Raw genomic sequence first — 15561 nt, forward strand, 5'->3', positions numbered from 1 at the left:
GCCCGGTTCCCGGGCGTTCTTTCAGGCGGCGAACTGTTTCAACCGTCGCACGCTGCTGCGACCCACTCGCCCGATGGCCGACGGGGTGTGTTACACCCGCCATCCGGAACGTTGTCCCCATCCAGGAGAACCTGCCCATGGTCACCGATTTTCCGTTTCTGTTGCAGTCCATGGCCTGGCCGCTGGTGCTGCTGATCGCCTGGTTTCTGGGGGAGCGGCTGCACGAAACCTGGCAGGTGCCGCGCGTGTCGAGCTACGTGGCGGTGGGCCTGCTGGGCAGCCTGATCAATCTGCCCGGCCTGACCGACGCCGTGCCCGGCCTGCCGTTCCTGGCCAACGTGGCGCTGTCGCTGGTGCTGTTCGAACTCGGCTATCGCATCAACCTGCGCTGGTTCCGCCACAACCCCTGGGTGATGGCGCTCGGCCTGGTGGAATCGGCCCTGACCTTCGCCGCGGTCTACCTGGCCAGCGGTTGGTTCGACATGGGCACCGACACCCGCCTCATCTTCGCCTCGCTGTCCATCTCGGCCTCGCCGGCGGGCATCGTGCGCGTGGCCAACGACCTGCGCAGCGCGGGCCAGGTGACCGAGCGTGTGCTGCACCTGTGCGCCATCAACTGCCTGGTGTCGGTGCTGGCCTTCAATCTGGTGGTGGGCTACTGGCACCTGAGCACCTCGGGCGACCTGGTGCTGGCGGCGTTCGGCAGCGTGCACGTGCTGGTCACCTCGGTGGCGGTGGGCGCGCTGCTCGGTGTGGCCGCTCCGTGGCTGCTGCGCGCCCAGCGCGTGCAGGCGCGCGACGTGACCGTGGTGTTCGCGCTGGCGGTGGTGCTGCTCACCACCATGGCCTATGGCCTGAAGCTCTCGCCCCTGCTGGCCGCGCTCACCTTCGGCATCGTGGCGCGCGAGCGCCGCGTGCACCTGACCAACGCGCAGCGCGGTTTCGGCACCGCCGGCGACCTGCTCACCGTGTTCCTGTTCGTCTACATCGCCTCGCTGCTGAACTGGGCCGATGTCGGGACCGGCATGCTGTTCGGGCTGGTGCTGATCGTGGTGCGCACCGCCACCAAGGTGGGCTGCAGCGTGGCGGCGGCGCGCCTGTCGGGCAGCACGGAGCGCAAGGGCCTGCTCACGGGCCTGGCGCTCACCCCCATGTCGGCCTTCGCCATCCTGTTGCTCGAACAGAGCCGCCTCTACGGCTTCGAGCCCGCCGCGCACGTGCTCTCGTCCATGGCCGGGATGATGCTGGTGCTGGAACTGTTCGGCCCCGTGGTCACCCAGCGCGCGCTGCTGGCCGCCCACGAAACCCACGTGACCAAAGAATAGGAGTTCTCTCATGCCATTGGAAACTTTCAAGGCCTCCGACTCGCTGACCATGGGTGTGGAGCTGGAACTGCAGCTCGTCAACACCTACGACATGGACCTCTCCAGCAGCGCCAACGACCTACTCGAACTGCTGCGCCGCAAGCCCTTCCCCGGCGTGGTCACGCCCGAGATGACGCAGAGCATGATCGAGATCGCCACCGACGTGCAGCGCGAACACGGCCCGCTGCTGGCGCAGTTGCAGCAGATCCGCGACACGCTGGTGCACGCCGGCGACCGGCTCAACATCGAGATCGCCGGCGGCGGCACGCACCCCTTCCAGCGCTGGTTCGAGCAGCGCATTTTTTCCAAGCCCCGCTTCCAGCAGCTCTCGGGCCTGTACGGCTACCTCGCCAAGCAGTTCACCGTGTTTGGCCAACACGTGCACATCGGCTGCGCGTCGCCCGACGAGGCGCTGTTCCTGCTGCATTCGCTCAACCGCTACGTGCCGCACTTCATCGCGCTGTCGGCCTCGTCGCCGTTCTCGCAGGGGGTGGACACGCTGTTCGATTCGGCGCGCCTGAACTCGGTGTTCGCCTTCCCTTTGAGTGGCCGCGCCCCGTTCACGCTGAGCTGGGACGAGTTCGCCAACGTGTACTTCACCAAGATGGAGAGCACCGGCGTGGTCAAGTCCATGAAGGACTTCTATTGGGACATCCGGCCCAAGCCCGAGTACGGCACCATCGAGCTGCGCGTGTGCGACACGCCGCTCACCGTGGAGCGCGCCGCCGGTCTGGCCTGCTACCTGCAGGCGCTGTGCCGCCATCTGCTGGAGCGCAGCGAGCCGCCGCCCGAAGAAGACGACTACCTCGTCTACACCTACAACCGCTTCCAGGCCTGCCGCTTCGGGCTGGACGGCATGATGGTCAACCCCAAGACGCGCGAGCAGATCAGCATCCGAGAGGACATCCTGGCCACGCTGCGCCACCTGGGGCCGCATGCCGATGCGCTGAACTCGCAGGCCGCGCTCGACGAGATCGAACGCACCGCCGCGCGCGACGGCAACCACGCCATCTACCTGCGCAAGCAGTACGCCGAGAGCGGCAGCGTGCAGGGCGTGGTGCGCGCCAGCGTGGACGCGCTGCGCTTCGGACCGAAGGCCTGAGCGGCTGAGGGTTTTGAGGCCGGGTGGCGGTTGCCCGGCTGAGAACTGGGGGGTGAAACCAGGCCAGTTCCGGGCTTGTCAGGCAACTTCCTACAGCCCGAATGGCGGTGCGCCGACTTAACCAATTGATACAGGCTGAATACAGTTTGTCACACCGACAAACGTTTCATCACCAACCCCTTTTCAGCCCAGGACACCGCCATGAACTCCATCCACCGCCGCCTCAATCCCTTTGTCCTCATGCTCGATCCGGAAGCCGTGATCACCGCCATGGAGAGCAGCATGAACCTGCGCGGCCTGCGCCAGCGCGTCTGCCGCCCGCTGGACAAACCACTGATTCCCAAGACCCACGGCCAGACGTTCGAGTACGACAGCGTGATCGACACCGAGGATTTCATGGACAGCGGCATCGACAGCTACGTCGAAGCCCAGCCTGCGCTGCAGGCGGTGCATTGACCCACCCCCGCCGCGCTGCGCGCGACCCCCTCAAGGGGGCAACGCGAGCGGCCTGGCAAAGCCAGTTCCGCCGCGTTCTTGGTTGGGACACGTGCTCCGGAGAGGGGCGTCAGCCCAGGACATCCTGAGCCGGCTTGTATGGTTGAGGTGTTGCCCCTTGAGCCGGTTCCGCCGCGTTCTGAGGGGGAGCCCGCCCAGAACACCGCGGAACCGGCTTCGCCGGGCCGCAGGTGTTGCCCCTTGAGGGGGTGACGGGCGAAGCCCGGCGCGGGGGTGGGCCTATTTCGCGAACCGTTTTCGCGTGAGCGCCAGCGCCAGCCAGAAGGCGGCCACGGTGTAGACCAGCAGCACGGCGGCGTGCAGCCAGGCTTGTTCGGGCCATTGGTCCATGAACAGGGGGCGCACCAGCTCCACCGCGTTGGTCAGCGGCAGCCAGTCGGAAATGGCGCGCACCACCCCGGGCAGTTGCTCCCTCGGGAAGAACACCCCGGAGAGAAACATCATCGGGGTCAGGAACAGGGTGAAGTAGTAGGTGAAGAAGTCGTAGCCTTGGGCCAGGGCGTTGAACACCAGGGCGATGCACGAAAACGTGATGCCCACACCCAGCAGCACCGGCCAGGCCAGCAGCAGTTTCGGCGAATGGCTGATGCCCAGGCCCAGCATGACGACCATGATGGCCGTGACCGAAAACAGCGCCTTGAAACCGGCCCACAACATCTCGGCCAGCACCACGTCGTCCAGGCTCACCGGCGCGTTCATGATGCCGTCCCAGGTCTTTTGCACGTGCATGCGCGAGAACGCCGAATACAGCGCCTCGAAGCTGGCCGCGTTCATCGCGCTCATGCAGATGCTGCCGCTGGCCAGGAACAGGATGTAGGGCACCGCCGTGTCGCCCCGCGGCGTGCTGATGGTCACCTGGCCCACCAGCGCGCCCATGCCGTAGCCGAACGCCACCAGCCACATCAGCGGCTCGGCGATGTTGCCCACCAGGCTCGGAATCGCGAGCTTCTTCCAGACCAGCAGGTTGCGCAGAAACACCGGCCACCAGCGGCCCGAAAGCCTGGGGACGGCAAAGTGAGCACCCCCCGCCGCGCTGCGCGCGACCCCCCTGGAGGGGGGCGCACCCTGCGGCCCGGCCAAGCCGGTTCCGTGGGTGCTCTGGGTTCGCTCCTCTCGTCCTCCTGCAGGTGTTTTGGGGTTGTTTTTCATGTCATCCATCTTCTCGGATCTGGCGCCCCGTCAGCTTCAAGAACAGATCTTCCAGATTCGCCGGCCGGTGCAAGGTGCGCAGCTGGTGGTGTTGGCCCAGCGCGGCCAGCAGCGGCAGGGCCTGCGCGGTGTAGAAAAACACCGTCTCGCCGCTCACTTCCACGCGCGCGGCCAGCGCCCGCAAGGCAGCGTGCTCCTCGGCCTGGGCCAGCGCCAGCGCGCCGTTGCCGTAGACCTCCACCACGTCGGGCTCCAGGTGCTGCGCGATCAGTTCGCGCGGGCGGCCCTCGGCGATCTTGCGGCCGTGGTCCAGCACCAGCAGGCGCGAGCACAGGCGCTCGGCCTCGTCCATGAAGTGCGTGGTCAGCAGGATGCTCTTGCCCTGTTGCAGCAGCTGCTGCAGGCGCTCCCACATCAGGTGGCGCGCCTGGGGGTCCAGCCCGGTGGTGGGTTCGTCGAGCATCAGCAACTGCGGGTCGTTCACCAGGGCGCGCGCCAGCGACAGGCGCCGCTTCATGCCGCCCGAGAGTTCACCGGGTTTGGCGTCGGCCTTGTGCGAGAGGGCAGCGAACTCCAGCAGCTGCGGAATGCGGGGGCGGATCTGCGCGGCGCTCATGCCGAAGTAGCGGCCATAGACGAGCAGGTTCTCGGCGCAATTGAAGTCCGGGTCCAGCGTGTCGATCTGGCTCACCACGCCCAGCTGCGCCTTGATGGCCAGGGCGTCGCGCGGCATGTCCAGGCCGAAGGCGGTGATGCTGCCCGCATCCGGGGCGGTCAGGCCCAGGCACATGCGGATGGTGGTGGTCTTGCCCGCGCCGTTGGGTCCGATCACGCCCAGGCATTCGCCCGGCGCGATGCGGAACGACAGGTCGTCCACCACGGTGTTCTCGCCATAGCGCTTGGCGAGGTGCTGGCATTCGAAGAGGGGTGTGTTCACGGAAGTACCTTCGCCCTGCGGGCTGCGGTGCGCACTGGCCGGGGAACGGCCCAGCGCTGTGCTCATGGATTGGCATTGTGCCCGCTTGCCCCCACCTACAATGTCGGCCAGCCTGACCAGCGGTCACCCAGCAGCCCACGCGAGCCACCAGACGTGTCCTTATCCCCAGCCGTTGTTCTGCAATACCTGTTGCCCAAGCGGGCGATCACCGAGTTCGCCGGCTGGTGCGCCGGTTCCCGCGCCACCTGGTGGACCCACAACGTGATCCCCTGGTTCATCCGCCGCTACGGGGTCAACATGGACGAGGCCGCCAACCCCGATCCGCGCAGCTACGAGACCTTCAACGCCTTCTTTACCCGCGCGCTCAGGCCCGGCGCGCGGCCGCTGGCGCGCTCGGCCTTCGTCTGCCCGGTGGACGGCGCGATCAGCCAGCACGGCGCCATCGAACGCGACCAGATCTTCCAGGCCAAGGGCCACCACTACAGCACGCGCGCCCTGGTGGGCGGCGACGTCGCACTGGCCGCGCAGTTCGACGACGGCGCTTTCGCGACCATCTACCTCAGCCCCAAGGACTACCACCGCATCCACATGCCCAGCGCCGCGCGCCTGCGCCGCATGATCCACGTGCCGGGCGAGCTGTTCTCGGTCAACCCGACCACGGCGCGCGGTGTGCCCGGTCTGTTCGCGCGCAACGAGCGCGTGGTCTGCGTGTTCGACGTGCCGCACGGCGACAGCGGTGAGACGCGCCCCTTCGTGCAGGTGCTGGTGGGTGCCACCATCGTCGGCAGCATGGCCACCGCGTGGCACGGCGTGGTGAACCCGCCGCGCCCGGGCCAGGTGCGCGAGTGGCGCTACGACGACCAGCCGGTCGTGCTGCGCCAGGGCGAAGAAATGGGCCGCTTTCTGCTCGGCTCCACCGTGGTGCTGCTCTGGCCCAAGGACACCATTCACTTCAACCCGCAGTGGCTGGCCGGGCAGGGCGTTCGCATGGGCGAGGCCATGGGCGAAGCCGTGTGAACGAGCGCCGCGCCCGCCCCTGAACCCCTTGAACCGACCACCCCTCCAGGACACACCATGACCACCCTCGGCACCCCCCTGTCTCCCTCGGCCACCAAAGTGATGCTGCTCGGCTCCGGCGAGCTCGGCAAGGAGGTGCTGATCGCGCTGCAGCGCCTGGGCGTGGAAACCATCGCGGTGGACCGTTACGACAACGCGCCGGGCCAGCAGGTGGCGCACCACGCCCGCACCATCACCATGAGCGACCCGGCGCAGCTCAAGGCGCTGATCGAGGCCGAACGCCCGCACCTGGTGGTGCCCGAGATCGAAGCCATTGCCACGCCCATGCTGGAGCAGCTGGAGGCCGCGGGTGTGGTGCGCGTGATTCCCACCGCGCGCGCCGCGCGCCTGACCATGGACCGTGAAGGCATCCGCCGCCTGGCCGCCGAGACCCTGGGCCTGCCGACCAGCCCGTATCAGTTCTGCGACTCGCTCGACGAGCTGCAGGCCGCCATCGACGCCGGTATCGGCTATCCCTGCATCGTCAAGCCGGTGATGAGCAGCTCGGGCAAGGGCCAGAGCAAGATCGACGGTCCGGCCGATGTGCAGAAGGCCTGGGACTACGCGATGGCCGGTGGCCGGGTTGGCCCGGGCCGCGTGATCGTGGAAGGCTTCATCGCCTTCGACTACGAGATCACCCAGCTCACCGTGCGCGCGCTGAATGCCCAGGGCCAGGTGCAGACCCATTTCTGCGACCCGATCGGCCATGTGCAGGTGAGCGGCGACTACGTGGAGAGCTGGCAGCCGCACCCGATGACGCCCGCCGCGCTGGCCGAGTCGCGCCGCATCGCGAAGACCGTGACCGACAACCTCGGTGGCCAGGGCCTGTTCGGCGTGGAACTGTTCGTCAAGGGCGACCAGGTCTGGTTCAGCGAAGTCAGCCCGCGCCCGCACGACACCGGCATGGTGACCATGATCACGCAGTGGCAGAACGAGTTCGAACTGCACGCCCGCGCCATCCTGGGCCTGCCGGTGGACACCACGCTCAAGAGCCCGGGCGCCAGCGCCGTGATCTACGGCGGCGTGGAAGCCCAGGGCATCGTGTTCGACGGCGTGGACGAGGCCCTGCGCGTGCCCCACAGCGAAATCCGCCTGTTCGGCAAACCCGAGAGCTTCGTGAAGCGCCGCATGGGCGTGGCGCTGGTGTTTGATGCCGACGTGGAAGTGGCCCGCACGCAGGCCAAGCTGGCCGCGTCCAGGGTCAAGCCCCGGGTGGCTTGAGCGCCAGGCGCGCGAGCTGCGCGTCGTGCCAGCGCGCCAGCAGCCACTGCGCCGCCATGGCGCCGATGAAGGCCAGCGCCATGTCTTTCTGCGTGTCCCAGGGGTCGCCCTGCGTGCCCAGGAAGGCCTCGGCGCCCGCGCCGATCGCGACGGCCGCGCCCCATTCGATGAGTTCGTAGAGCGCGCTGATGGCGCCACAGACCGCCACCACCAGGGTGAACAGCCAGACGCCCGGGCGCAGCGGGGTGTGGCGCAGCAACAGCTCGCGCGCCACCATGGCGGGCACGAAACCCTGGGCCAGGTGGCCGACGCCGTCGTAGGGGTTGCGCGCCAGGCCCATCAGCTCCTGCATCCAGAAGCCCAGCGGCACCTGGGCATAGGTGTAGTGGCCGCCCAGCATCAGGACCAGGGCGTGCACGAAGATCAGTGCGTAGACCAGCGGCGTGAGGGGAAAGCGCCGCCAGCTGAGCCAGAGCAGGGGCAGGGCGATGAACACCGGCGCCACCTCCATGGCCCAGGTGTCCAGCTCCAGCGGCCGGACGCCCGAGAGGGCCAGCAAGGCCAGCAGGGCCACGGAATAGACGGCCAGGCCGCGCGCGCTCAGGGATGGGGATGTGGTCGGCATGCGCGCATGTTAGCGGGGCAAAGGCCCTCGTCGTCGGCCTGGCCGGTGCATCCCGGCCTCACTCGTGCCGCAGCGCGTCGATCGGGTTCAGCCGCGCCGCGCGCCGCGCCGGGAAGTAGCCGAACAACACGCCGATCGCCGCTGAAAACACGAAGCTCAGCACGTTCACGCTCAGGTTGAACTGGTAGGGCACGTTCATCAGCGCCGACAGGCCGAGCGAGGCGCCGGTGGCCAGCACGATGCCGAGGAGTCCGCCGAGGGCGGCCAGCACCACGGCCTCGATCAGGAACTGCAGCAGCACCTCGCGCTCCAGCGCGCCGATGGCCAGGCGCAGGCCGATCTCGCGGGTGCGCTCGGTCACGCTCACCAGCATGATGTTCATGATGCCGATGCCGCCCACCAGCAGGCTCACCGCGGCCACCGCGCCGAGCAGCATGGTCATGATCTTGGTGGTGCCCGAGAGCGTTTCGGCCAGCTGTTTGGTGTCGAGCACGTTGAAGTTGTCTTCGTCGCTCTCGGCCAGCTTGCGCCGCTCGCGCAGCAGCTCGGTGATGGTCGCGGTGATGCGGGTGGCGTCCGCGCCGTCGCTCATGGACACCAGCAAGGTGTTCACCCGGGTGTGGCCGACGATGCGGCGTTGCAGGGTCTGGATCGGCATGAGCACCAGGTCGTCCTGGTCGTTGCCGAAAGCGCCCTGGCCCTTGGAGGCCAGCGTGCCGATGACCTCGCAGCTCATCGCCTTGACGCGCAGTTGCGCGCCCACCGCGCTGGTGCTGCCGAAGAGCTCGCGCTGCACCGTCTGACCGATCAGGCAGACCGCGCCGCCCGCGCGCAATTCGTCGTTGCTGAACGCGCGGCCGTCGGCCAGTTTCCAGTTGCCGGTGGTGAGCCAGTCGTTGGTGCTGCCGATCACGCTGCTGCTCCAGTTGCGGCCGTTGGCCACGAGCACGGAGCCGGTGCGCGCTTCGGGCGCCACCGCGGCGATGCCGCCGATCTGCGCGGCGATGGCCTCGCCGTCGCTTTCCTTGAAGGCGGGCGCACCACCACCGCCACCGCCCGGTCCCATGCGCTGGCCGGGGCGCACCTGCAGCAGGTTGGTGCCCAGGCCCGAAATCTGGTTCTGCACCGCGGCCGTGGCACCGTTGCCGACCGTGACCATGGTGATCACCGCGCTCACGCCGATCACGATGCCGAGGATGGTGAGGAAGGAGCGCAGCAGGTTGCGCCGGATGGAGCGCAGCGCGAGCAGCAGGGTGTTAAGCCACATGGGGGGCCTCCTCGCCGGAGATGCCCGAGACTTCCGCGTCGCTCACGGTCGCGTGCGCGGCGCCCGCCTGCAGCGCCACCGGGTGCGGGTTGCGCTCATCGCTCTCGACCACGCCGTCCACGAAGTGCACGATGCGTTTCGCATACGCCGCCATGTCGGGCTCGTGCGTGACCATCAGCACGGTGATGCCCTGTTCGGCGTTCAGGCGCCAGAGCAGTTCCATGATCTCCTGGCTGCGGTGGGTGTCGAGGTTGCCGGTGGGTTCGTCGGCCAGCAGCACCTGCGGCTCGGTGACGATGGCGCGCGCGATCGCCACGCGCTGTTGTTGCCCGCCCGAGAGTTCGCCCGGCGTGTGGTGCTCCCAACCCTTGAGGCCGACTTTTTCCAGCGCGCGCCGGGCCAGGCTGTGCCGCGAAGCCGCGGGCTCGCCGCGGTAGATCAGGGGCAGCTCCACGTTCTCCTGCGCCGAGGTGCGCGCCAGCAGGTGGAAGCCCTGGAACACGAAGCCGAAATAGCGCCGCCGCAGGCGCGCACGCTCGTCGCGCGCAAGCGCCTCCACGTGCACGCCGCGAAACAGGTAGTCGCCGGTGGTGGGCACGTCCAGGCAGCCCAGTGTGTTCATCGCCGTGGACTTGCCCGAGCCGCTGGGCCCCATGATGGCGACGAATTCACCCTGGTGGATGTCCAGGTCCACGCCCTTCAAGGCCTGGAAGGCGGTGTTGCCTTCGCCGTAGGTCTTGGTGATGCCGCGCAGGCGGATGAGCGGTGTCTCGCTCACGGCGCCGTCCCTGAGCGCTGTTCGGTGATCACGGCCATGCCTTCGGAGAGCGCTTCGCCGATGACTTCGGTGTTGCGGCCATCGCTGATGCCGGTCTTGACCGACACCGACACCGGCTGGCCGTCCTGCAACACCCAGATCTGGCGCGGGCCGCTGCCACGGCGGTCGGTGCCGGCGGTCTTGGTGCCCGAGCGTGGCGGGCGCGGCATCAGCTTGGACAGGATGCTGGTGTCGGTCGCAGCCGCCGCGCCGTTGCCGCTGGCGGGGGAAAAGCGCAGCGCGGTGTTGGGCACCAGCAGCACGCCCTTCGCTTCCTTGGCCACGATGGTGGCGGCCGCCGTCATGCCCGGGCGCAGGCTCAGGTCGCTGTTGTCCACGTTGAGCGTGGTGGTGTAGGTGACCACGTTGTCGGTCTTGGTGGAGCCAAAGGCCACGCGGTGGATGGTGGCCGGGTAGCGGCGCGCCGGGAAGGCGCTCACGGTGAAGGTGGCCTTCTGGTCCACCTTGACGGCGCCCACGTCGGCCTCGTCCACCGCCACGTCGAGCTTGAGCTGTGCAAGGTCTTCGGCCACGGAAAACAGCGTCACAGCCTGCAGCGAGGCGGCCACGGCGTTGCCCGGGTCCACCGAGCGGCTGAGCACCACGCCGTTGATGGGCGAGCGGATCGAGGCCTTGGACAGATTGGTTTCGGTGGTGGCGAGGGCCGCGCGCGATTCGGTGACCGAGGCCCGTGCGGCGGCCTCGCTGGCCACGGCGCGCTCCACGGCCGCCCTCGCGCTGTCCAGTTCGGTGGCCGAGGGCACCTTGCCGCCCGAGAGACGCGCCACTTCCTCAAAACGCGCCAGCGTGGCCCGCGCTTCCTTGGTCGTGGCGACGGCCTGAGCCAGCTGCGCCTGGGCCGAGGCCAGACCGGCGCGCGACTGCGTCACCTGGTCCACCAGCTTGGCGGTGTCCAGTTCCACCAGCACCTGGCCGGTCTTGATGCGGTCGTTCACGTCCACGTGCACCCGCTTGACGGTGCCCGAAAGCTCGCTGCCGATGTTGACCGAGCGCGTGGGCTGCAGCGTGCCGTTGGCGGCCACGGTGAGCGTGATGTCGCCCTTCTTCAGGGGTTCGGTCACATAGACCGGCGCGGCCTTGGCCTTCTGCTGCGCCTGCCAGTAGGTGAGGCCGCCGGCCACGACGATGATCGCTGCGATGCCGATCCACAGCGAGCTGCGCTGCCACCAGCGCGGGGGGTGGTCGCTGCCCAGAAGGTCCTGCAGGTCGGCGGGGGGTGCGTCTTTTTTGGGGCTCATGGCGGTTCGGGTTCTGTGGTCGGGGTTCAGCGGGTGGTGGTTTCAACCGGCTGCGCATCGGGCGACCAGCCGCCGCCCAGGGATTTGTACAGGCGCACCAGGTCCGCGCTCAGGCTGGCCTGGGTGCTGGCCACGCTGTCCTGGGTGGAGAGCAGGGTGCGCTGGGTGTCGAGCACCGAGCGGAAATCGATCAGGCCGCTTTCGTAGCGCTGGCGCGCCAGCAGCTCGGCGTTGGCCGCCGCGCTGCTGGCGGCTTGCAGCCGTTCCAGGCGCTCGCGGTTGCCCTGCAGCGACACCAACGCGTCTTCCACATCTTTCAAGGCGGTCAGCACGGTGGCCTCGTAGTCCACGCGCGCCGATTCCAGTGCGGCTTCCTGGGCCCGCACCTGGGCGCGCGCGGCCCCGCCGTCGAACAGCGGCGCCGACACGCTGGCCAGCAGCGAATTGACGACCGAGGCGCCGTTGGTCAGCGTGCCCAGGGTCAGCGCGGAGAGGCCCAGCGAGCCGCTGAGGCGAAAGCTTGGGTAACGCGCGGCCTCGGCCTGCGAGACCCGGGCCAGCGCGGCGCTGATGCGCAGCTCGGCGGTGCGCACGTCGGGGCGCTGGCGCAGCGTCTCGGCGGGAAAGGCCAGCGCGAGATCGGCCGGCCCTTGCGGGATCGCCGCGGCCTGTCCAAGCGGGGTCTGCAGCGCCCCAGGGGCCTGGCCGGTCAACACCGCCAGGCTGCTGATGGCCTGGGCGATGCTGGTCTGCAGCGCCGGGATCTGGGCCGCGGTCTGTTCGCTGGAGGCCGTGGCCTGCTCCAGATCGAGCGACGAGGCCAGGCCGGCCTGGACGCGCCAGCGGGTGATCTGCAGGGTTTCGGTCTGCGCGGCCAGGTTGCTTCGCGCGATCGCCAGCCGCGCCTGCAGGCCACGCAGTTCGACATAGGTCACCGCGACCTCGGCCGCCAGCGACACCCGCACGTCCGCCAGGCTGGTTTCGGAGGCCTGGGCGTCGGCCTCGCTGGCGTTGAGCGCGCTGCGGTTGCCGCCGAACACGTCGGGCTCCCAGCTGGCGTCAAAGCCGGCCTGGAAACGGTTGTTGCTGCCGCTGCTGCCCGACTTGCTGCGCTGGGCCGAACCCGAGGCGTCCACCGTGGGGCCCAGGCCGGCCTGTTGCACGTCGCGCTGCGCGCGTGCCTGCAGCAGCGCGGCCTGGGCGCTGCGCACGCTGGTGTTGACCTGCAGGGCCTGCGTGACCAGAGCGGTGAGGGTGGGGTCGTTGAACCGCTGCCACCAGTCGGCCAGCGCGGTGGCCGACCGGCCCGACGCCGCCTGGCCACCGGGGCCGGACCAGGCGGCGGGCACCGGGGTGTCGGGCAGCGCGGTGCCGGTAGGCGTCAGGCTGGCGCAGGCGCTGAGCAGCAGCGCGGCGGCGAGGGCGGTCAGGGCAGCCGGGTGGCGGGCCGGGCGGGCGAGCGGTGGGGATGGGTTCATGGTGTTCATTCAGCATACTGTGTATGCCGGTGGTCCATTGTGCGCAAACCCATGCGGCCGAACCAGCGCGCGGAGGTGAAGTTTCCGTAAAGAAATTTGTCAGGCCGCGTTCAGCCGTTGTTCGGCCTCGGCCAGCTGCGCCATCAGATTGGCAAACGGCGGCGGCTCGCTCATGAACATGGGACGCATCGTCGCGTAGTCCCGTGCCAGATCGGCCTGCCGTTGCGGGGCTGGTGTCAGGCGGAACGTCCCATGGCTCGCCAGGTCGTAGCGCGCCCAGCTGCGGGAAAACACCCGGCTTTTCCAGTCCACCACGCGCTGGCACTGCGCCTGGTCGGCCAGGAACTGTTCCGCCAGTGGGTGCGCCAGCAGCTTGGCCATGTCGAAGTAGTGCCGGGCATATCGCGTGGGCGTGGGCGAACCCTCCGGACGGTGAAACTCCGCGTGCAAGATCGTCGCTTTCTCCCAGAACGTGCGTTTCAGCTCCAGCGCCGTCACCTTGCAGGCCCATCCGTTGAACAACTCGGGAAAGGCATTGGCCAGCAAAGGCCTCACCTCGTAGCGGCCCGTGGGCTGCTGGTCCGTCAGCGTGCCCAACTCCAGCTTCACCTCGCGCCGCAGGTAGTCAAAACCACTGACCTGGCTGCTGGGGTAGGCGAAGTACACGTTGGGTGACTTCGCGTCCGCATCCACCTCAAAGCGCAGCCAGCCACCTGCGGTGGATGTGCCCAAGGCGCTCGCAATGGCGGCCTCCAGCGCAGGCATCAACATCGTCTGGGCCCTGGCGCTGCACAGCGCCTGCATCTCCATCACTGCGGCATCCCGTTTGCCTCGGCTGGTGAGTGCATCAAAAGCCGCCGCGTCGGCCCCCACAAATTCCGGGACCAGGCACAGGTCGATGTCTTCCGAGAACCGGTCGATCACCCCGAACACCTTGGACAAGGATGTGCCGCCCTTGAACACCAGATGCGGCGCCACCTCGGGCAGCGTGAACAACACACCCAATAGCCAGCTCACCCAAAAGTCCTTTTCCAGGATCACGGCTTCGGTGCGCAGCGTCAGCGCGGCATCCGAGAATGCGGTCTTCCGGTCTGCGGACGAGAGGGTCAGCAAGGGGTTGTTCATGGTCGCGCCAGCTCCTTCAAATGGGCATGCATCCACGCGGGGGCCAGGGCCAGATCGGCCAGCACCCGGGCCCGCTCTTCGGCTGGGATGTGGCTGCGCAAACGCTCGATGTGCCGGGGCGTGACGTGCTTTGCCCCCATGCTGCGAAACGCCTGAATCACCAGCCCGCTCAGCCGCCCCGCCGCCGCCATCTGGCGCGGCGTGGTGCGTTTGAACACGATCTCGGTTGGCCCCACCTTTACCGTGCGCGAGGCGCCATCGGTCAGGTACACCACCTGCGCCGGCACCTGCTCCGAGAGGCCCAGCAGATTGGCCGCATGCACGCCAACCGGCTGCAGGCGCAAACCGTCTTTTCGCGCCACGGCCTCGGCCACCTGCTCGATCGGCGGCCAGAGCGTGCCCAGCAGAGCGTGCTGGCGCGGCACGTCGTACAGTCCCCGTCCCAGCGGCCGGATCGTGCCCGCCGCCTTGTGCCGCTTGAGCGCTGTGGCCACCGCATCGCGGCTGCCCAGGTCCACAAAGTCGGCCGGCGTGAACACCCAGCCCGCCCCGTGTGACTGGATGCGCTGCAGAACCTGCGTGTCGGTGGATTCGGTGTGTTTGCCCATTTGTGCCACGAAAAATAACATTTATTTGTGGCAAAAACAAGTGAATTGGGGCCGAGATCGAAATCTCGCCACAAAAAGATTGTATTTTTCGTGGCAGACAGGCGCTTTTGCTTTGTAGCAGGCCGGCAAAGGCATGCTGCTGAGGCGAGGCGAAAAGCGTGTCCGTGTCCGGCTCGGCGCGCCCGCAGGCTCAGGCCTGAGTCGGGTCAGGCACGGGTGGCGTCGACTCGGGGGCCGATTCGAGGCGCAGCGTCTGCGTGGGAAAGGCGATCCCGGCGCCGTGGCTGGCCACGATGCGACTGATGGCCAGCAGCAGCTCCTGCTTGAGCGCCAGGTAGTCCACCCAGGCGCGGGTGAGGGTGTGGCGCCAACTGATGTACTCGACCGTGCCCTCGATGCTCTTGTCGGGCGAGCGGATCCAGTCGCCGACGCTGAACGGGCGGTCGAGGTAGATGGTGAGGCCGCCGAAGAAGTTGGCCAGCAGGTCTTTGGCGGCCAGGCCGACCGCGATGCCGCCCACGCCGCCGAGCGCGAGCAGGCCGCCGATCTGGAAGCCCAGGGTGTGGGCCACGGTGATGACGGTGACCACGATCACCAGCAGGCGCAGCAGCTTGCCCAGGGCGAGCGCGGTGGTGAGGTCGAAGGGTTCACCGCTGTCGGTGCGGCGCCGGATGCTGGTCTGGGTGACGAGCCCGATGAGTTTCCACAGGAACCAGGCCAGGCTGATCACGAGGCCGACGTCGTGCCATTGCAGCGCGCCCATCAGCAGGGTGGGCTCGGGCCAATGTGCATTCAGCGCGTGCGCCACCCAGCCCAGGCCGATGAGCCAGATCAGCAGTTGCGCGGGTCTGCGTGCAGCGCCCAGCAGGGCTTCGTCCCAGGGATTGGCCGTGCGCTCTGTCCAGCGATTGGCCTGCAGGAACGCCACCCGAACGGCCTGCCCGACCAGCAGGGTGAGCAGGAGGATCGCCAGCGCGGAGGCCAGCCAGAGTTCGACGCCGATGGATTGTTGAAGGGTTTCGGAGAGTCGGTTCATA

The 15561-nt window shown here is 68.3% G+C and carries 15 protein-coding genes; 5 read left to right on the plus strand and 10 right to left on the minus strand.

Translation table 11 applies throughout. The annotated features are described in order from the left end of the window. Positions 1-137 precede the first annotated feature (137 nt). From KIH07_RS07475 to KIH07_RS07485, 3 genes are all read left to right on the plus strand, one after another. Positions 138-1325 (plus strand): cation:proton antiporter, encoded by a 1188-nt coding sequence (locus tag KIH07_RS07475; RefSeq protein ID WP_226491371.1) that lies wholly within the window; start codon positions 138-140, stop codon positions 1323-1325. Positions 1326-1335: 10 nt separating this feature from the next. Then, positions 1336-2466 (plus strand): YbdK family carboxylate-amine ligase, encoded by a 1131-nt coding sequence (locus tag KIH07_RS07480; RefSeq protein WP_226491372.1) that lies wholly within the window; start codon positions 1336-1338, stop codon positions 2464-2466. Positions 2467-2667: 201 nt separating this feature from the next. After that, positions 2668-2922, plus strand: coding sequence for a hypothetical protein (locus KIH07_RS07485; RefSeq protein ID WP_226491373.1), 255 nt, complete (start codon positions 2668-2670; stop codon positions 2920-2922). Positions 2923-3201: 279 nt separating this feature from the next. Here the strand turns inward: KIH07_RS07485 and KIH07_RS07490 are convergent, their stop codons facing one another. Together KIH07_RS07490 and KIH07_RS07495 are read right to left on the minus strand one after the other, a co-directional pair. Continuing rightward, positions 3202-4062 carry an ABC transporter permease gene (locus KIH07_RS07490; protein WP_413465800.1) on the minus strand — a complete coding sequence of 287 codons (861 nt, stop codon included), beginning with the start codon at positions 4060-4062 and terminating at the stop codon, positions 3202-3204. Between the two features lie 70 nt (positions 4063-4132). After that, positions 4133-5068 (minus strand): ATP-binding cassette domain-containing protein, encoded by a 936-nt coding sequence (locus KIH07_RS07495; RefSeq protein WP_226491374.1) that lies wholly within the window; start codon positions 5066-5068, stop codon positions 4133-4135. Positions 5069-5221: 153 nt separating this feature from the next. On the opposite strand from KIH07_RS07495, the gene asd reads away from it, so the two are divergent. Together asd and purT are read left to right on the plus strand one after the other, a co-directional pair. After that, a complete protein-coding gene (gene asd, locus KIH07_RS07500; RefSeq protein WP_226491375.1) occupies positions 5222-6085 on the plus strand; it encodes an archaetidylserine decarboxylase in 864 nt (287 codons plus the stop codon). A 57-nt stretch (positions 6086-6142) separates the two neighbouring features. Continuing rightward, positions 6143-7345 carry a formate-dependent phosphoribosylglycinamide formyltransferase gene (purT, locus tag KIH07_RS07505; protein WP_226491376.1) on the plus strand — a complete coding sequence of 401 codons (1203 nt, stop codon included), beginning with the start codon at positions 6143-6145 and terminating at the stop codon, positions 7343-7345. On the opposite strand, the gene KIH07_RS07510 is transcribed toward purT, so the two are convergent. From KIH07_RS07510 to KIH07_RS07545, 8 genes are all read right to left on the minus strand, one after another. After that, a complete protein-coding gene (locus KIH07_RS07510; protein ID WP_226491377.1) occupies positions 7326-7970 on the minus strand; it encodes a DUF2238 domain-containing protein in 645 nt (214 codons plus the stop codon). The two genes, purT and KIH07_RS07510, sit on opposite strands and share 20 nt — an antisense overlap. A 58-nt stretch (positions 7971-8028) precedes the next feature. Beyond that, positions 8029-9237 (minus strand): ABC transporter permease, encoded by a 1209-nt coding sequence (locus KIH07_RS07515; protein ID WP_226491378.1) that lies wholly within the window; start codon positions 9235-9237, stop codon positions 8029-8031. Further along, a complete protein-coding gene (locus KIH07_RS07520) occupies positions 9227-10015 on the minus strand; it encodes an ABC transporter ATP-binding protein (RefSeq protein ID WP_226491379.1) in 789 nt (262 codons plus the stop codon). The genes KIH07_RS07515 and KIH07_RS07520 overlap by 11 nt, the downstream gene beginning before the upstream one ends. Beyond that, entirely contained in the window at positions 10012-11313 is a 1302-nt protein-coding gene (locus KIH07_RS07525) for an efflux RND transporter periplasmic adaptor subunit (protein ID WP_226491380.1), read from the minus strand. Before KIH07_RS07525 ends, KIH07_RS07520 begins: the two co-directional genes overlap by 4 nt. A 26-nt stretch (positions 11314-11339) precedes the next feature. Next, a complete protein-coding gene (locus KIH07_RS07530) occupies positions 11340-12791 on the minus strand; it encodes an efflux transporter outer membrane subunit (protein WP_226491381.1) in 1452 nt (483 codons plus the stop codon). A gap of 99 nt (positions 12792-12890) precedes the next feature. Further along, a complete protein-coding gene (locus KIH07_RS07535; RefSeq protein WP_226491382.1) occupies positions 12891-13916 on the minus strand; it encodes a nucleotidyl transferase AbiEii/AbiGii toxin family protein in 1026 nt (341 codons plus the stop codon). Next, positions 13913-14524: a DUF6088 family protein gene (locus KIH07_RS07540; RefSeq protein WP_226491383.1), complete on the minus strand. Its 612-nt coding sequence runs from the start codon at positions 14522-14524 to the stop codon at positions 13913-13915. The genes KIH07_RS07535 and KIH07_RS07540 overlap by 4 nt, the downstream gene beginning before the upstream one ends. Positions 14525-14714: 190 nt before the next feature. Then, positions 14715-15560: a mechanosensitive ion channel domain-containing protein gene (locus tag KIH07_RS07545; protein ID WP_226491384.1), complete on the minus strand. Its 846-nt coding sequence runs from the start codon at positions 15558-15560 to the stop codon at positions 14715-14717. Position 15561: the final 1 nt, after the last annotated feature.

This window comes from Hydrogenophaga taeniospiralis, from assembly GCF_020510445.1.
GTDB lineage: Bacteria > Pseudomonadota > Gammaproteobacteria > Burkholderiales > Burkholderiaceae_C > Hydrogenophaga.

Bases quoted from the DNA above. Each gene is read 5' to 3' on its own strand.
- KIH07_RS07515 (WP_226491378.1), bottom strand. From the start codon at position 9,237: ATGTGGCTTAACACCCTGCTGCTCGCGCTGCGCTCCATCCGGCGCAAC.
- KIH07_RS07480 (WP_226491372.1), top strand. From the start codon at position 1,336: ATGCCATTGGAAACTTTCAAGGCCTCCGACTCGCTGACCATGGGTGTG.
- KIH07_RS07475 (WP_226491371.1), top strand. From the start codon at position 138: ATGGTCACCGATTTTCCGTTTCTGTTGCAGTCCATGGCCTGGCCGCTG.
- KIH07_RS07535 (WP_226491382.1), bottom strand. From the start codon at position 13,916: ATGAACAACCCCTTGCTGACCCTCTCGTCCGCAGACCGGAAGACCGCA.
- KIH07_RS07545 (WP_226491384.1), bottom strand. From the start codon at position 15,560: ATGAACCGACTCTCCGAAACCCTTCAACAATCCATCGGCGTCGAACTC.
- KIH07_RS07525 (WP_226491380.1), bottom strand. From the start codon at position 11,313: ATGAGCCCCAAAAAAGACGCACCCCCCGCCGACCTGCAGGACCTTCTG.
- KIH07_RS07530 (WP_226491381.1), bottom strand. From the start codon at position 12,791: ATGAACCCATCCCCACCGCTCGCCCGCCCGGCCCGCCACCCGGCTGCC.
- KIH07_RS07485 (WP_226491373.1), top strand. From the start codon at position 2,668: ATGAACTCCATCCACCGCCGCCTCAATCCCTTTGTCCTCATGCTCGAT.
- purT (WP_226491376.1), top strand. From the start codon at position 6,143: ATGACCACCCTCGGCACCCCCCTGTCTCCCTCGGCCACCAAAGTGATG.
- KIH07_RS07540 (WP_226491383.1), bottom strand. From the start codon at position 14,524: ATGGGCAAACACACCGAATCCACCGACACGCAGGTTCTGCAGCGCATC.
- KIH07_RS07510 (WP_226491377.1), bottom strand. From the start codon at position 7,970: ATGCCGACCACATCCCCATCCCTGAGCGCGCGCGGCCTGGCCGTCTAT.